This is a genomic window from Calidithermus timidus DSM 17022 (assembly GCF_000373205.1).
Classification (GTDB): Bacteria; Deinococcota; Deinococci; order Deinococcales; family Thermaceae; genus Calidithermus; species Calidithermus timidus.
Genome location: NZ_KB890698.1, coordinates 86,297 through 101,644, shown reverse-complemented (window position 1 = coordinate 101,644; position 15,348 = coordinate 86,297). Strand labels below are relative to the sequence as shown.

Genomic DNA, 15,348 nt, shown 5'->3' with positions numbered 1-15,348 from the left:
ATGCATGAAGATCCTGGTTACGGGTTACAACGGCTACATCGGCAGCGTGATGGTGCCCTTCTTGCAGAAGGCCGGGCACGAAGTGGTGGGCCTGGATAGCTTCCTCTACCAGGGCTGCCACTTCAGCGAGGAGCCCCCTGCCATCCCCTCCCTCCGGGTGGACGTGCGGCAAGTCGAGCCCGAGCACTTCGTGGGTTTCGACGCCGTGATCGCGCTGGCCGCCCTTTCCAACGACCCGTTGGGCAATCTCAACGCCCAGACCACCTACGCCATCAACCACTACGGCGTGGTGCGCACGGCCAAGGCGGCCAAAAAAGCCGGGGTCAAGCGCTTCCTCTTCGCCAGCTCGTGCAGCCTCTACGGCGCGGGGCCGCAGGACTTCCTCGACGAGAGCGCCCCTTTCAACCCGGTCACGCCCTACGGCGAGTCCAAGATCCGCTGCGAGTTCGACCTCGCCCTCCTGGCCGACGAGAACTTCAGCCCCACCTTCATGCGCTGCGCCACCGCCTATGGCTTCTCGCAGAGGCTGCGCTCGGATCTGGTGGTCAATGACCTCACTGGCCTGGCCTATCTCACCGGCCAGATCGCCATGAAGTCGGACGGCATGCCCTGGCGGCCCTTCGTGCACATCGAGGACATCTCCCGCGCCTTCCTGGCGGCGCTCGAGGCCCCCCGCGAGCGCGTGCACCTGGAGGCCTTGAACGTGGGCCAGACCAGCGAGAACTACCGCGTGCGTGAGGTAGCCCAGATGGTGGCCGAGGTAGTCCCCGGCAGCGAGGCCACCTTCTCCGACGGGGCCGAGCCCGACATCCGCAACTACCGGGTCAACTGCGACAAGATCAGGGCCGTGCTACCCGAGTTCAAGCCGGTCTGGACGGTGCGCAAGGGCATCGAGCAGCTCTATGACGAATACCGGCGCAACCCCTCCCTCACGCTGGAGAGCTTCAAGAGCTCGCGCTTCATGCGCATCAAGCGCATCAAAGAGCTCCAGGCCGAGGGCAGGCTCGACGAGGGGCTCTACTGGAAGGAGACCGTGCAATAACCCCGAGGCTTCCGGCGGTGAGCACTGCGAGGAAGGGTGAGGATATCATCGTGAGAAAAATACACCGCTGTCGCTCGTGTGGTTCGGCTCAGCTCGTGAGCTTCCTCGAGCTGGGCAAGCTACCACAAGGGCTCATCCCCGCCCAGCACCTGGGGGTGCTCGAGGGCCGGGTGCCCATCGAGCTGGGGTTGTGTCAGCGCTGCGCTTTGGTGCAGCAGATGATCGCCACCCGTTCCCCCTTCAGCGAACTTGAGGACTTCGCCTACTTCGGGCTGGGCAGCGCGCAGGACCTTCAGCAGCTCGTCGAGGAGTTGGACCTGGGCGAGGGGAATGTGGTGCTCGAGCTGGGCAACCCCCTGGCCGAGCTGCGCTCCAAGCTGCAACAAAGCACGGTGAAGGTGCGGGGGGTGGAAAACCTCAGCCGCGACTACACCCAGCACCACCCCAAGGTTCACCTGATCCTCGCCCACAACACCCTGGCCGAGACCGACGATCCTGGGGGCTTCGTCGCAGCCATCGCGCTGGCGCTGCACGAGGACGGCGTAGCGCTCTTCGAGAGCCCCTACATCCGCTACCTCATCGAAGGACGTGAGTTCGACACGCTGCACCCCCAGCACAGGAGCTACTTCTCGGTGACCTCGATCCAGACCCTGCTGCTGCGCCACGGCCTCAGGCTCTTCCGCCTCGAGCGCCACCCCACCCGCCCAGGGCTGCTGCGCTTCTACGCCAGCAAGACCCGCCCCGCCGAGCCCTCGGTGTACCGCTACCTCGAGCTCGAGCGCCGGTTGGGCATGTCCGGCCTGGCCTTCTACCAAGAATTCGCCTCCCGCGTGGCCTCGGCCCGCGAGGCACTGCTGGCGCTGCTGCTGGAGTTGCGGGCCAAGGGCAGGCGCATCGCCGCCTACGGAGCGAGCGCGCGGGCCGTGCTGATGCTCAACTATGTGGGCCTGGGCCGCGAGGTGGTGGAGTACGTCGTCGACCCCGACCCCTTCAAGCAGGGGCTCTACGTCCCCGGCGTCCACCTGCCCGTCTTCTCGCCCGAGCACGCATTGGTGAGCCGCCCGGACTACTTGCTGATCCTGGCCTGGGACTACGCCCAGCGTATCATCGAGCAGCAGGCCGAGTTCACCCGCCTGGGCGGCAAGTTCATCGTGCCGCTGCCGCACCCGGAGATCGTGGGGCCGGCGGTGGAGGAGGCGGTGGGAGTCAAGCGGTGAATAAGGCAGAACGCCGGGCGCGGGTCGTGGGTCCTACGCCACACGCCACGAGTCTTCCACTGAGCGCTGATGCATGAAGGCATCAACCAACGGAGCTTTCACACCATGTCCATCCCTCAACCCCAGACCAACCCCTATCCCCAAGCCAAGCCGGGGGCTAAGCACTGCCGGGCCTGTGGTCACGCCCGCCTCGAGCCCTTCTACCGCGCCCCCAACATCCCCATCCACTGCATCCGGCTCATCGCCACGCGGGAAGAAGCCCTGACGGTGCCCCGGGGCGACCTCGAGCTGGCCTACTGCCCCAATTGCGGCTTCATCCAGAACACCGAGTTCGACTTCGCGCTGCTCTCCTACGACGAAAACTACGAGGAAACCCAGGGCTTCTCCCCCACCTTCGGCAAGTTCGCCAGGGAGCTGGCGCGCAAGCTGGTCGAGGACTACGGTATCCGGGGTAAGAAGCTGCTGGAGATCGGCTGCGGCAAGGGGGAGTTCTTGCTCGAGGTCTGCAAGCAAGGCGGCAACACCGGCATCGGCATGGATCCCGCCGCCGTGCCCAGTCGCCTGCCCGAGGCCCAGGGCATCATCGAGTACGTCATCGACTGGTACGAGAAGCACGCCGGGCGCACCCCCGAAGCCGACGCGGTGATGCACCGCCACACCCTCGAGCACATCCCCGAGGTCGCGCAGTTCGTGCACATGGTGCGGGCCAACATGCGCTCCGATGCGCTGTACTTCATGGAGGTGCCCGACGTACGCCGCATCCTCGAGGAGTGCGCCTTCTGGGACATCTTCTACGAGCACGCCTCCTACTTCACCCAGGGCTCGCTGGGTCGCCTGCACCGGCAGGCCGGGTTCCACGTGCTGGAGAACCTGCGGGCCTACAACGGCCAGTACATCCTGCTCTACGCCCGCCCGGGCGAGCCCAACGCGCCGCTGCCCGAGGAGGAGGACCTCGAGCTGCTGAACACCCTCGTCCCGCAGTTCAAGCAGGCCGTGGTGCAGGAGATCGCCCACTGGCAAGGCCTGATCCGGGGCTGGCACGCCGAGGGCAAGAAGGTGGTGATCTGGGGTGCGGGCTCGAAGGGCGTCTCCTTCCTCACCACCCTGGGCCTGCAGGACGAGATCGAGTACGCCGTGGACATCAACCCCTACAAGCAGGGCTTCTACATGCCCGCCACCGGCCACAAGGTGGTAGGACCGGACTTCCTCGAGGCCTACCGCCCCGACGTGGTGCTCGTCATGAACCCCATCTACCTCCCCGAGATCGGCAAGATGCTCGCCGAGCGGGGCCTGCACCCCGAGATGCTGGGGGTGGGGGCGAGGTAGGACTCGGCAATAGGCTCGTGATGAAAAAACCCCTCCCCGCACGCGGGGAGGGTCCAGGGCCGACAGCCGAGCCGCCTACTCCAGCCCCGCCATCTTGCGGTTCTTAGCGATGTAACTCTGCCACTGCTCGGGCACGTCCTCCTCGGGGTAGATGGCCGAGACGGGGCAGGCCGGTACGCAGGCTCCGCAGTCGATGCACTCGTCGGGGTGGATGTAGTACTGGTCACCGCCGTCGTAGATGCACTCAACCGGGCACACCTCGGTGCACGAGTTGTCCTTGACGCCGATGCACGGCTCGGTAATCACGTGGGGCATGGCTTCACCTCCTGGGGGATAACGGTTTGGGCTCTGGCCGAGCGGCCACCGTCTGCGCCCTATTGTAAGCAAAATCGCCAGTTGTCAATATCAATTGGGCCCCTACATGGAAAAGTCGGCCAGTGGAGGCTACTTCCTTTTCCTCTCTTTCTGGGCGATAGACCTACTGGCAGCTTGAGTTCCCCGCTTCAACAAAGGCAGTGTGATAGGTGGCCATCCCATACGCGCCGTCATCGCCTGAACCAGCTCTCTCCAGTAAGGCCAGGTGTTCACCGGGAGATTGATGTCACGGAAAATCTCGAAGTATGGCTGGCCGATCGGTTGAACGCTCGTGAAGCGCAACCCGAATTCCGCTTCGATTCTTCCAACGGGTTCGGAAGATGGCTGGGCGTTGGTCGCGAGCAGCAAGTAGCGGTGGAAAACTTCAAAGCCGCCTTCTACGGGTGTGTAGCTCGCCTCATCTGCGACCTCGAGCCGGGTATCAGCGGGCTTGATCGGGAAGCTCCTGGCTTCGACATTGAGGCGAACCAGCCGAACTTCGAGAAGCTCCAACCCTTCGATGAACTTCCCATACTCGGCGGGGCTCAGAGCTGGTCGGGTATTGGCAGACTTCTTACTCACGCTAGGCCCCCAAGAAACGTTGGAAATTTTCTGCTAAAGCTATAACGCGAGGTCTACGCAGGGACTCAAAGGCGTTCTCACGGACTTGAGTTTCGATCTGCCAGTCCCACGCGAGTAACCGGTACTCTATGCGGTCCAGCCGTTGACAGATGTTGTTGAGTTCAAGGTGCAGCCGGTGGTGTGACACGCCCTGAGCCACGAGGGTTAGGAGGTAAGCCTCGAGAGCCACCCCCTCCTCCCGGGCACCCTCCTGCAATTGCCGATACAAGGTGCGCGGCAAGCGCAGCTGAACCGTACAGTCTGTGGATGCAATGGGAACTTTCTCCGGCTGTGAGGCCGAAGATTTTCGAGGCCGCCCCCCTTTCTTCCCATTCTCACGAGCTGCTGCAGCCTTGGCCGGGCTGCTGACCCTACCACCTCGCTGTCCTAACTGGGCCATCCAGGCCCGCGTCCCGTAAACGCCCTTCACGAGGAAAGGCACGCTCACGTCGGCATCCAGCGCTTCCCAATGGAGACCGGTCCCAGCCGGGGTCACCTCGACCTGGCTGAGCGCCTCGTCACTAGCCCCCTGTAACCCCTCGATCAGGTCAACGCTGACCGATACACGGCGGCCATCTCTAAGTTCGACCTCGAGCTCCCGGGACAGTGGGTTGTAGCGGGCGTGGCGAGCCACGGGCTCAGACCGCTCCGCCAGCTCACCCGCCTTCCGGGCAGCCTCAATTTGTTGAAGAAGATCAGCAGTCACCATGGATCTCTCGCCACCATTCCAACAGGGAGTCGTTGTTTCGACTCACTACCTCTACAGCTCTCACTACATCGCCGTTTTTGACACCCCCGCGAATCTCGCGAATCTCTACAGCCTCTCCGTCGAGGCCAAGAAGGATAAGGACTTCACCATCGGTGGTCATGACATGAACGTGGGGAGGGCGATGATCGTTGGGATATATAACTATCCGGAATCCATCTATCCTACGGCTTGGCATTTATCTAAGAGCATATCAGTCTCCCTCCTATAAGGTACAACAGTCGCTTGGGTTTTTCAAATTCGCTTGGGTTTTCCGGCTTTTGATCTTGTGGTGACCACCTCCGGTAAGCTTTTGGTAGTCTATAAGCCCATGGCGGTGCGCCTGACCGACGAGCAAGAGGCCATCGTGGCCCACGACCACGGGCCCGCGCTGGTGTTCGCGGTGGCCGGGGCGGGCAAGACCACCGCGCTGGTGCACCGGGTCGAGCGGCTGGTACGGCAGCGGGTCTTCGATCCCCGGCGCATCCTGCTGACCTCCTTCAGCCGCATGGCCGTGGCCGACCTCAAACGCGCCCTCTCGGTATGGCCGCATTGCGACGCGGTGCGCACCTCGACGCTGCACGCGCTGGGCTTGTGGATCGTGCGGCGGGCGGCCAAGGAGGGCCTCGTTGCGCTGAAGGACGAGCCGCTGGGCGAGGGGCACGAACGCGCGCTGCTGGCCAAAGCCCTGCGTCGGGCGCGGGAGCTGCGGGTGGACTACGCCGACGAGCTCGAGACCCTCGACCTCGAGGACTTCCTGAGCTACGTGGGGGCCTGCAAGGGCAACCTGCACTACGCCGACCTCGAGGCCGCCGCCCTGCCCCCCCAAGCCCGGAAGGTGGCGCAGCAGGCCCAGGCTCCGGCGGGGCTCGAGTGGTACTTAGACCTCTACCGCCTCTACGAACGGGTGCGGCAGGAGGAAGGCGTGCTAACCTACGACGACCTGCTGCTGGTGGGCTGGGAACTGCTGGTGCGGCACGGGGGATTGACCCAAACCCTGGCCAGGGGCTTTCAGGCAGTGTTGGTGGACGAGTTCCAGGATGTAAACCTGGCCCAGTCGGAGATCCTCGACCTCCTCACTCCCGAGCGCAACTACATGGTAGTGGGCGACGACGACCAGACCATCTACGAGTGGCGCGGGGCCAGCCCGCGCTTTATCCTCGAGTTCGAGCGGCGCTACGGAGCGAAGAAGTACCTCATCCGCGATAGCTTTCGCTGCTCAGCGGCCCAGGTGGCCCTGGCCGGGCGCCTCATCGCCCACAACCGCCAGCGCGAACCCAAGCGCCTGAGCCTGACTCGAGGCTTCGAGGGACAGGTCTTCGTCCACAGCCCCCAGAGCGTCCCCGACCAGGCCCGCGCATTGGTGGGAGAGATCGCCGAAGCCCTGCGGCGTGGGAAGCGCCTGGGCGATATCGCCATCCTGGTACGGCTCTACGCCCAGACGCCCTACATCGAACAGGCCCTCATCGAGGCCCAGATCCCCTACCGGGTGGTGGGCAGCCCGCCCTTCTACCGCCGCCCCGAGATCGAGACCCTGCTGGCCTACCTCGAGCTCGGGCGGCTCGAGCTCACCCCCAACTCCGACCCCGACCGCCTGGCCCAAGCCTGGAACCTGGCCTACAACCGTCCCACCCGCTACCTGAGCCGCACCCTGGCCGAGGCCATCCGCAAGCGGGCCACCGCCCAGCGCCTCCCCCTGAGCCAGGCCCTGCGGCAGGCCGCCCTCGAGGCCGAAGCCCACCTGGGCGAGCGGCTGGAGGAGCTGGCGGGGGTGCTGGAGTGGCTGAGCCAGGCCCAAGAGCAACCGGCGGCGGGGGTGCTGGCTGCCCTGGACGCACGGCTGGAATACAGCCGCTACCTGCGGGCCCACAGCGGTTTCCCCGAGGTGGGGGAGGGCAAGGTGGCCAGCGTGAAGGCTTTCTTGGACTATGCCCGCGACAAAGGCAGCGCGCGGGAATTATGCGAGCACCTGAATCGTCTGGCCGATCTGCAACTGGGCCACGAGGAGGGGGCCGAGGCCATCACCCTGATGACGGTGTTCCGGGCCAAGGGGCTAGAGTGGCCCCTGGTCTTCCTCCCTGACTGCACCGAGGGCACCTTTCCCTACGGGGGCAACCCCAACACCGAAGAGGAGCGCCGCCTGTTCTATGTGGCCCTCACGCGCAGTAAGGGCGACACCCACCTCTATGCGCCCCTCTCCGGCACGCCCTCGCGCTTTTTGCGCGAGGCGGAAGCCGCCGAGACCCTGCAGGCGGTCGAGCGGCTGGGGGCGGCGCTGTTCAAGCCAGCCGAGGAGCTCTCCAGCCTCGAGACCCTTACCTTAGCCCGCGACCTAAGCGCCCTGGGCCTGGAGCGCTACCTCTACCAATGGTGGCCCGTCCCGCTCGAGCAGGCCCGCGCCGTAGCCCAGAAGGTGCTGCGGCTGTTCGCGGCGGCGGAGCGGGAAGGCTGGCTCGAGGCCCTGGGCCTCGCTCCCGCCCAGCGCAGGGTCTGGGAGGCACTGGGACCGCTGGAGACTCCGCCCGATCCCCAAGAATTCCGCGACCTGGCCCAGTTCCTGCCCCGCGTCCCCGCCCCCCCCGAGAAGCTGCGCCCCGGCCATAAGGTGCGCCACCCGCAGTTTGGACTGGGCACAGTGGTCCACCTGGAGGATGGGGTGGCGATGGTGGCCTTCGGCGACGGGTTGCGGCGGCTGGCCCTGCGCTACGCGCGGCTCGAGGTCATCGGAGGATCGCGGAGCGAGGAGGGCGGGCGCAGGGTTAGATAACCTTGTCTTAGGGGGTTGGCCTGACTAAACTGCGGCTGTCGTGAAGCGCGTTCACAGCCACCGAGCCCTGCTCGAGCTCCTGCGCCAGCTCGTCGGCTCGGTGAGCACGGATGAGCTCTTCCAGCGGGCTCTGCACGGGGCCCTCGAGCTCATCCCCTCTGCCGACGCGGGCAGCATCGTGGTGCGAGGAAGGGACGGCTACCGTTACGCCGCCCTGGCCGGGTTCGATCCTCGGCTGGTGCAGGATATTCGCTTCTCCTTCGAGCAGACCCTCGCCTGGTACGGCGGCAGCCTGCAGCAGGCCCTGCAGGCTCGCCCCCAGGCCCACCGCGTCGAATACCACCCCTCCGGGCTGAAGCAGCTCGAGGCTGCTATGGAGGGTTTCCACTGGACGCTGGTAGTGCCCATCCCTCTGGCGGGGGAGATCGAAGCCGTACTCAACCTCGACCGCAGAAACCCCGAACCCTTCCCAGCAGAGGCCCTCGAGCTGGCCGAGGAGCTGGGCAAGAGCCTGGAGGTGGTGCTGCACTCGCTACGCGACCAGGAGCGCCTGCACCAGCGTTTACAGCGTGAGGAAGCCCTCTCGAGGGTGCTGGCCTCGTTGAGCAGCTTCAAGGACGCCGAGGCTCTGTGGGCCTCCCTGCCGCAGCTCGTCACCGAGCTGCTGCCCCTCGAGCAGGCCTCCGCGCTGCGCCGCGAGGGCGAGGTATTGCGGGTGGTGAGCAGCCTCAGCCCGGACCTTCCCCCTGGCTACCTCGTCCCCAAGGGGGTGGGAATGTCCTGGCAGGCCATCGAACGCCGCCAGGTGGAATTCGCCCTCTTCTCCGACCCCCGCGTCTATCTGGTCAGTGGATCCGACCCGCAGGGCTACCACCCGGCGTACGGGCGCCAGGCCATCCCAAAGGGGATCGTCCACGCTGCCTTCGTGCCCCTCTTCAACTCCCAGGGCGAGGCGCTGGGGGTGCTGGCTTTCTACGGCGAGCAGGCCTTCGCCCCTGAGGACGCCGCGCTGCTGAAGGTGCTGGCGCAGGGGGTGGGCAGCGTCCTCTCCAGGCTTGATGCCCAAGCCGCCCAGGCCCGACAGGTGCTGCGGCTCGAAGCCCTGGCCAAGGCCACCCAGGCCCTCGGCCCGGCCCACAGCGTCGAGGAGGTCTGTCGGCGCACTGTAGAGGAGGCCCTGCGCCAGACCCACGCGGTCTCCGCTCTGCTCAGCCGCCTGAACCCAGTCGACGAGAGCCTGGAGGTGATCGCAGCAGCCGGATATGCCGCCGAGCAGGCCGTGGGAATGCGCTTTTACCACGGCCAGGGAATGGCGTGGCAGGTTTACCGCAACAAAGCACCCCTCTTCGTCGCCGACGCCTCCGGGGTGGAAGCAGCGCGGTTCGCCTCCGGCAAGCGCAGCACCGGGGCCTACCTTGGGGTCCCCCTCTCCGACCTGGAAGGGCAGTTTATCGGGGTGCTCTCGGTAGACACCGCCGGGCAGGGCGACTTGGCGAGGCCAGGGCGCATCACCCCGGAAGACCGCTACATCCTCGAGGCGCTGGCTCAGGTAGCCGGGGTCGCCATCTCCAGGCTCTCCGCGCTCGAGCAAGCCCAACGCCGGGCCGAGGACTACCGGGCGCTGGTGCAGATGTCCGCCGACCTCGAGACCCTCACCGATCCCCTCGAGGTCGCCCAGCGGGCCCTCAAAACCATGCTAGCCCTCAGCGGCATGGAGGCTGGTGGGTTTTACATGCTCCAGGGCGAACCACCGCATTTCTGGCCGGTGGTGAACCTAGGGAGCTTCCCACCAAAGCTGCTGGAGCTCTACCGCCACTTCCCCATTGGCCCCCAAGACGGGATGTTAGGCCGGGTCTGGCAGGAGGGGCGCACCCTGTATGCACGGGATTATCAAACCCTTCCCGAAGCCCTACCGGGCTACCTGGAAGTGGGCTTCCGCTCCATGATCATCACCCCCGTGCGTCAGAAAGGCGAGCCCTATGGACTGCTGGCCCTGGGCAGCTTCAGCCGGGTGGTGAGCCTCGATCCCGATGCCGTGCGACTGCTCGAGGCCATTGCGCGGCGGCTAGAGCGGGCTTTAGAGCGGGCGACTTACCTCGAGGAGATCACCCGCACCCGCGAAGCCGCCCTGCGGGCGCTGGGCCTGGGTCTGGAGTTACGCGACCTTGAGACCAAGGGTCACACCGACCGGGTAGTGGCCCTGAGCCAAGCCCTGGGAGAGCGGTTGGGCTTTGCCGACCTGGAAGGCCTGCGGCTGGGAGCCTACCTGCACGACCTGGGCAAAATGGCAGTCCCCGACGAGGTTCTGCAGAAAGCCGGGCAACTGAGTACGGGGGAGTGGCGCATCATGAAAACCCACCCCCAGATCGGCTACGAGATGCTGCAAGCGCTCTCCTTCCTGCCGGAAGTAGCCCTCAACGTGGTGCGTTACCATCACGAACGCTGGGACGGCTCGGGCTACCCGCTGGGCCTGCGCGGTGAGGAGATCCCGCTCGAGGCTCGCATCTTCGCCGTGGTAGACGTCTATGACGCCCTCTCCCACGCCCGCCCCTACAAGGAAGCCTGGGATCCTGAGGCCGTGCGCTCAGAACTCGAGGCCCAAGCCGGCAAGACCCTCGACCCCGAGGTGGTGCGGGCCTTCCTCGATCTGCTGGCCTGATTCACCCCTTTTGAGCCAAACCCGATTATGGTATGGGGCGTGCAAGCGCTGCGCGTGGCCCTGCCCCTGCCACTCGAACCCATGAGCTACCTTCCCCCCCACACCCCCCAGGGGGAGGAGGCCCTTGAGTACCGGCATCGCCAGGGGCCGCACAGCCCTTCACTGGGGCGGCGGGTGGTGGTGCCCTGGCGCGGCGAGTTGCGGGTGGGGATAGTGGTGGGTCTCGAGGATAGCGCCCACAAGGGTTTCACCCTGCGCCACGCGGTGGCCTACCTCGAGCCCTACCCCTGGCTCAGGCCCCAGGACATCCATTTCCTCGAGCAGGCCGCCCAGGAACTCTTCGCCCCGCTGGGCAGCGTGCTGGCCGACCTATTGCCCTTCCTCGAGCCCCCCCTCAAGCACCGCCTGCGCCTGCTCCCCGGCACCGCCACCAGCGTGCTGCCCAGCGGCCTGGAGAGCCTGGCGGAGGGCTGGCAGGAGGGCCGGGGCTACGACCCCAAGCTGCTGGATTACCTGCGCGAGGGCGGGGTGCTCGAGGAGCTCGTCGAGGAGCAGCGCCCCTCGCGGCAGATCCTAGTCCCCCTCAAAACCCCCGACACTGCCCTCAGCGCCAAGGGCCGCCTGGCCCTGGAGACCCTGCACGCCCTGGGCCGGGCCGAGAGCATGGCCGCGCTGGCCCAGCAGGCCGGGGTGAGCGCAGGCGTGGTCAGGGGGCTGGTGGAAAAAGGCTACGCCGCCTTCCAGGAGTCGCCGCTCGAGCTGCCCATCGGTGCACAGCCGCAGGCTGTCCCGATAGGGGATCGTCCCGCTGTCGAGGGGCGCGCCCTCGAGCCCCTGCCCCTACCCCCCGAAGCGCAGCGCATCAGCGGGGGGCGCTGGCTCTTGCGCCTGCGCGCGCTCAGCGGCCTGGTGCGCGAAGGCCCCACCTTGGTGCTCTTCCCCGAAGTGGCCCAGCTCAAGCGCTGTCTGCCGCACTTTCCCCATGCCCTCCCCTTCCACGGTGAGCTCTCGCCTGAGCTGCGCCGCCAGATCTTCCATCGGATTGCCGGTGAGGGTCTGTCCCCGGGGGGTGTGGTCCTCTCGACCTACCAGGGCCTGCTGCTCCCCTTCAGCCCCCGCCGCATCGTGGTGATGGAGGAAGGCAGCGACGCCTACAAGCTCTCGGCGGGCTCGAGGGCCTTCATCCCCTACCTGGCCGAGCTGCGGGCTAAGCTGGCGGGCATCCCCTACACCACCGTCTCGCTGGTGAGCAGCCTCGAGTCCGAGTGGGAGCTGCGCCAGGGACACGGGCTGCCGCTCCAGCCCCCCCGCCTCCACCTGCTCGACATGCGACAGGAGCGGGGCTGGCCCATCTCGGGAGCGGCGGTCAACCTGCTGCAGCAGGTGGCCGAGAAGAAGCGCCAGGCAGTGGTGCTGGTGGCCCGGCGGGGCTACAGCGCCCTGCTGCGCTGCAAGCACTGCGACTGGAAGGCCATGTGTCCCGACTGCGCCCTGCCACTGCGCCTGCACCGGGCCGGGCGAGCGGGCCGCCTGCTGTGCCACCAGTGCGGTCACGAAGAGAAGGCTCCCCCGCTGTGCCCGCAGTGCGGCTCGGAAGTCTTCGAGCCCAGGGGGCCGGGGGTGGAGTGGCTGCTCGAGGCCCTGCAAGCCGCGGTTCCCTCCCTCCCCCGCTACCGCTACACCGCCGAGGAGAAGGATAGGCTCGAGCCCCTCCTGGCGGGCGAACCGGGCCTGTTGGTGGGCACCACCGCCATCCTGCGCGCCCCCACCCTGCCCGAGCTGGCCCTGGTGCTGCTGCCCTACGCCGAAGGCTTCCTGCTGGACTCGGATTTTCGCGCCTCAGAGCGCTACCATCGCCTGCTGTGGCAGCTCACCGAGCTGCACCCCCGCCGCCGCCCCCTGCTGGCGCTGCAAACCTTCGATCCCGCCCACCCCGCCCACCTCTCCCTCCAGCAGGCCGACCCCGAGGGCTTCCTGCGCAACGAGCTGCTGCTGCGTCGCGCGCTGGACTACCCCCCCGTCCAACGCATGATCAAGCTCGAGCTCTCCCACGCCAAGGAGCCCGTAGCCCGCGACGCGGCGATGGAGCTGGCCGAGTTCCTGCGGGGCCGCACCCGGCCGGGCGAACTGCTGGGCCCAGCCCCCGCCCCCGTGCCCAAGGTGCGCGGCCAGTACGTATTTCACCTGCTCCTAAAAGGCTCTACCCAGCGCCTGCGAGAGCTCATGCAGGGCCTGCCTCCGGCCAGAGCCCGCCTGCGCATCGATCCCGACCCGCACAGTTTCGTAGGGCTGCTGGAGGATTAGGGGCCTTATGCTGGGGGCCGTATGTTCGCCCGTCTTGGTCACTGGGTCACCCGCCATCCCTTTGCGGTGTTGATCGCCTGGGCAATCGTGGTGTTCTTCTCCGCCCCCCTGGCCGAGCACGCACCCAAGGCGCTGTCGGCCAGCGCCTCCTCGGTCTCCAGCGGCGAGGCACAGCAGGTCGCGCGGATCCTCGAGCGCTCCTTCGGCCAAGAACTCCCCGACCGCTCGCTGGTGGTGAGCGAGGGCCTCCCCGCCACCGACCCGCGTTTCCGCCAGGCTTACGAGCGGCTGGTGGGGCGGCTGGAGCGCATCGAGGGGGTGCTGAGCCTAACCCGCTTCGACACCCCCAGCCCCCTCAAGCTGCACTCGGAGGACTACCGGGTTACGGTGACCGTGCTCCAGACCCGCCTGGAGAACCCCGACCCCGTCATCGCCGCCATCCGCGCCGAGCTGCGTTCGGCAGCTATCCCCCAGACCCGTTTCTACCTCACCGGCTCCAGCGCCATCACCGAGGATTTCCTGCACCTGGTGGAGAAGGACATCCGGCGCAGCGAGCTGGTAGCGCTGCCGCTCGTAGCCGTGGTGCTGCTCCTGGCCTTTGGGACTTTCGTGGCCGCGGGCATACCGCTGGTGGTGGGGCTGATCTCCATCACCGTCGGCATGGCCATGCTCTATGGCCTCACCCAGCTCACCGAGGTCTCCAGCTTCGCCCAGAGCGTCATCACCATGCTGGGCCTGGGAGCAGGCATCGACTACGCCCTGATCATGGTCAACCGCTTCCGCGAGGAGCTGGCGCGGGGGCAGCCACCCCGCGAAGCCGCCATCCACACCACCCGCACCGCCGGGCGGGCGGTGGCCTTCAGCGGGCTCACCGTGGCGGTGGCCATGGCCTCGCTGTTTGTCCCCGACCTGACCTTCATCCGCTCGATGGGACTGGGCGGGGTGCTGGCCATCCTCCTCACCGTGCTGGCCTCCGTCACCGCCGTCCCGGCGCTGCTCTGCCTGCTGGGCGAGCGGGTCAACTGGCCTCAGCGTTTCGCCCTGAGGGCCGCCAGCAGCGGCCAGACCCTGCCCCTCTTCCGCCGCTGGGCCGAGGCCGTCATGCGCCGCCCCTGGTTCTTCACCGTGAGCGTCACCGCAGTCATGCTGGCGCTGGCCTGGCCCCTCCTCGGCATGCGGCTGGGCTACACCGGGGCCTTCGGGCTCTCCCCCAGCGTGGAGTCGCGTAAGGGTTTGGAGCTCATCCGCTCGCTCGAGCTCGGCGGCAGCCTCGACGCCTTCGAGGTACTCCTCGACCTGGGTGAGGGGGGGTTCACCCCTGAGGCCCGGCGGCGCTGGAGCCAGCTCGAGCAATCCCTCTCCGCCCTCCCCGAGGTGCGGCTGGTGATCTCCCCCTTCCTGGCCGGGCGGGTCTCGCTAGGCGATAGCTCCAGCGGCCTCGCCGACCTGCTCTCCCTCACCCAGCGTTCCATCAGCCAGGACCGGCGCTACCTGCGCCTTTCGGTCATCCCCAAGGAGCCGGTTCAGGCCCCCGAGATCCCCTTGTGGGCCCAGAAGCTGCGACAGCAGGCCCGGCAGGCGGGCTTCGACAAGGTGCTGCTGGGCGGCAGCCCCATCGGGGCGATGGAGTTCAACAACGTGCTCATCCAAGCCACGCCCCTCGCCATCCTGATGGTCTTCGCCGCCACCTTCGTGCTGCTGAGTCTGGTCTTCCGCAGCCTGCTGATCCCGCTGAAGTCCATCCTGATGAACACCCTCACCATCGGCGCGACCTACGGCGTGATCACCCTGATCTTCCAGGAAGGCTTCCTGGGCGGACTCTTCAACGTGGACCCCGAGACCGCCTCGCTCGACCCCAGCCTGCCCATCACCCTGTTCGCGGTGCTGTTTGGGCTGTCCATGGACTACGAGATCTTCCTGCTCTCGCGCATCCAGGAATACCACCTCCGCGGCCTGTCCACCCGCGAGGCGGTGAAGGCGGCGCTCGAGCGCACCGCCGGCGTCATCACCAGCGCCGCCGCTATCATGATCATCGTGTTTTCCGCCTTTGTCAGCAGTGAGCTGGTGGTCAACAAGGCCATCGGCTTCGGCCTGGCGCTGGCGGTCTTCCTCGACGCCACCCTGATCCGACTGATCCTGGTCCCCGCCGTGATGCTCCTCGCAGGCAAGTGGAACTGGTGGCTGCCCGAGCGCCTGCGCCGCAGGCTGCCCAAGGTGAGCTTGGAGAGCCACTAGAGCGGTTCCCACGCATACCGCCTACGGCTGCCTCGCGTGCGGCGTAAATGTGGGGAAAGCGATCAGCAGGAAGAAGGG

Annotated in this window: 11 protein-coding genes; 7 read left to right on the top strand and 4 right to left on the bottom strand. The window is 66.8% G+C overall.

Annotated elements, in window-relative coordinates; translation table 11 throughout:
- The first annotated feature begins 4 nt into the window (after window positions 1-4).
- The 3 genes from B047_RS0110905 (at window position 5) to B047_RS0110895 (ending at window position 3,585) form a co-directional block, all read left to right on the top strand.
- Window positions 5-1,042 (top strand): NAD-dependent epimerase/dehydratase family protein, encoded by a 1,038-nt coding sequence (locus B047_RS0110905; protein ID WP_018467002.1) that lies wholly within the window; start codon window positions 5-7, stop codon window positions 1,040-1,042.
- A gap of 50 nt (window positions 1,043-1,092) precedes the next feature.
- Complete coding sequence (locus tag B047_RS16725) at window positions 1,093-2,259, top strand: methyltransferase C-terminal domain-containing protein (protein ID WP_157205897.1); 1,167 nt, start codon at window positions 1,093-1,095, stop codon at window positions 2,257-2,259.
- A 69-nt stretch (window positions 2,260-2,328) separates the two neighbouring features.
- Window positions 2,329-3,585 (top strand): class I SAM-dependent methyltransferase, encoded by a 1,257-nt coding sequence (locus B047_RS0110895; protein ID WP_018467000.1) that lies wholly within the window; start codon window positions 2,329-2,331, stop codon window positions 3,583-3,585.
- A gap of 75 nt (window positions 3,586-3,660) precedes the next feature.
- On the opposite strand, the gene B047_RS0110890 is transcribed toward B047_RS0110895, so the two are convergent.
- The 4 genes from B047_RS0110890 to B047_RS18720 form a co-directional block, all read right to left on the bottom strand.
- Window positions 3,661-3,900: a ferredoxin gene (locus tag B047_RS0110890; protein ID WP_018466999.1), complete on the bottom strand. Its 240-nt coding sequence runs from the start codon at window positions 3,898-3,900 to the stop codon at window positions 3,661-3,663.
- A 129-nt stretch (window positions 3,901-4,029) separates the two neighbouring features.
- On the bottom strand, window positions 4,030-4,521 hold the full coding sequence (locus B047_RS0110885) for a hypothetical protein (protein WP_018466998.1): 492 nt from the start codon (window positions 4,519-4,521) through the stop codon (window positions 4,030-4,032).
- Between the two features lies 1 nt (window position 4,522).
- A complete protein-coding gene (locus B047_RS18725) occupies window positions 4,523-5,269 on the bottom strand; it encodes a DUF2442 domain-containing protein (RefSeq protein ID WP_018466997.1) in 747 nt (248 codons plus the stop codon).
- Window positions 5,256-5,429: a hypothetical protein gene (locus tag B047_RS18720; protein WP_420805380.1), complete on the bottom strand. Its 174-nt coding sequence runs from the start codon at window positions 5,427-5,429 to the stop codon at window positions 5,256-5,258. Before B047_RS18720 ends, B047_RS18725 begins: the two co-directional genes overlap by 14 nt.
- Window positions 5,430-5,636: 207 nt before the next feature.
- On the opposite strand from B047_RS18720, the gene B047_RS0110870 reads away from it, so the two are divergent.
- Genes B047_RS0110870 through B047_RS0110855 form a run of 4 tightly spaced genes read left to right on the top strand, consistent with a single transcriptional unit; the run spans window position 5,637 to window position 15,270 of the window.
- Window positions 5,637-8,072 (top strand): ATP-dependent helicase, encoded by a 2,436-nt coding sequence (locus B047_RS0110870; RefSeq protein WP_018466995.1) that lies wholly within the window; start codon window positions 5,637-5,639, stop codon window positions 8,070-8,072.
- Between the two features lie 40 nt (window positions 8,073-8,112).
- Window positions 8,113-10,731 carry a GAF domain-containing protein gene (locus B047_RS18615; protein ID WP_018466994.1) on the top strand — a complete coding sequence of 873 codons (2,619 nt, stop codon included), beginning with the start codon at window positions 8,113-8,115 and terminating at the stop codon, window positions 10,729-10,731.
- Window positions 10,732-10,770: 39 nt separating this feature from the next.
- Window positions 10,771-13,035, top strand: coding sequence for a primosomal protein N' family DNA-binding protein (locus tag B047_RS0110860; protein WP_018466993.1), 2,265 nt, complete (start codon window positions 10,771-10,773; stop codon window positions 13,033-13,035).
- A gap of 21 nt (window positions 13,036-13,056) precedes the next feature.
- Window positions 13,057-15,270 (top strand): MMPL family transporter, encoded by a 2,214-nt coding sequence (locus B047_RS0110855; protein WP_018466992.1) that lies wholly within the window; start codon window positions 13,057-13,059, stop codon window positions 15,268-15,270.
- Window positions 15,271-15,348 lie beyond the last annotated feature (78 nt).

Bases quoted from the DNA above. Each gene is read 5' to 3' on its own strand.
- B047_RS0110905 (WP_018467002.1), top strand. From the start codon at position 5: ATGAAGATCCTGGTTACGGGTTACAACGGCTACATCGGCAGCGTGATG.
- B047_RS0110895 (WP_018467000.1), top strand. From the start codon at position 2,329: ATGCATGAAGGCATCAACCAACGGAGCTTTCACACCATGTCCATCCCT.
- B047_RS0110890 (WP_018466999.1), bottom strand. From the start codon at position 3,900: ATGCCCCACGTGATTACCGAGCCGTGCATCGGCGTCAAGGACAACTCG.
- B047_RS18725 (WP_018466997.1), bottom strand. From the start codon at position 5,269: ATGGTGACTGCTGATCTTCTTCAACAAATTGAGGCTGCCCGGAAGGCG.
- B047_RS18720 (WP_420805380.1), bottom strand. From the start codon at position 5,429: ATGACCACCGATGGTGAAGTCCTTATCCTTCTTGGCCTCGACGGAGAG.
- B047_RS0110870 (WP_018466995.1), top strand. From the start codon at position 5,637: ATGGCGGTGCGCCTGACCGACGAGCAAGAGGCCATCGTGGCCCACGAC.
- B047_RS0110855 (WP_018466992.1), top strand. From the start codon at position 13,057: ATGTTCGCCCGTCTTGGTCACTGGGTCACCCGCCATCCCTTTGCGGTG.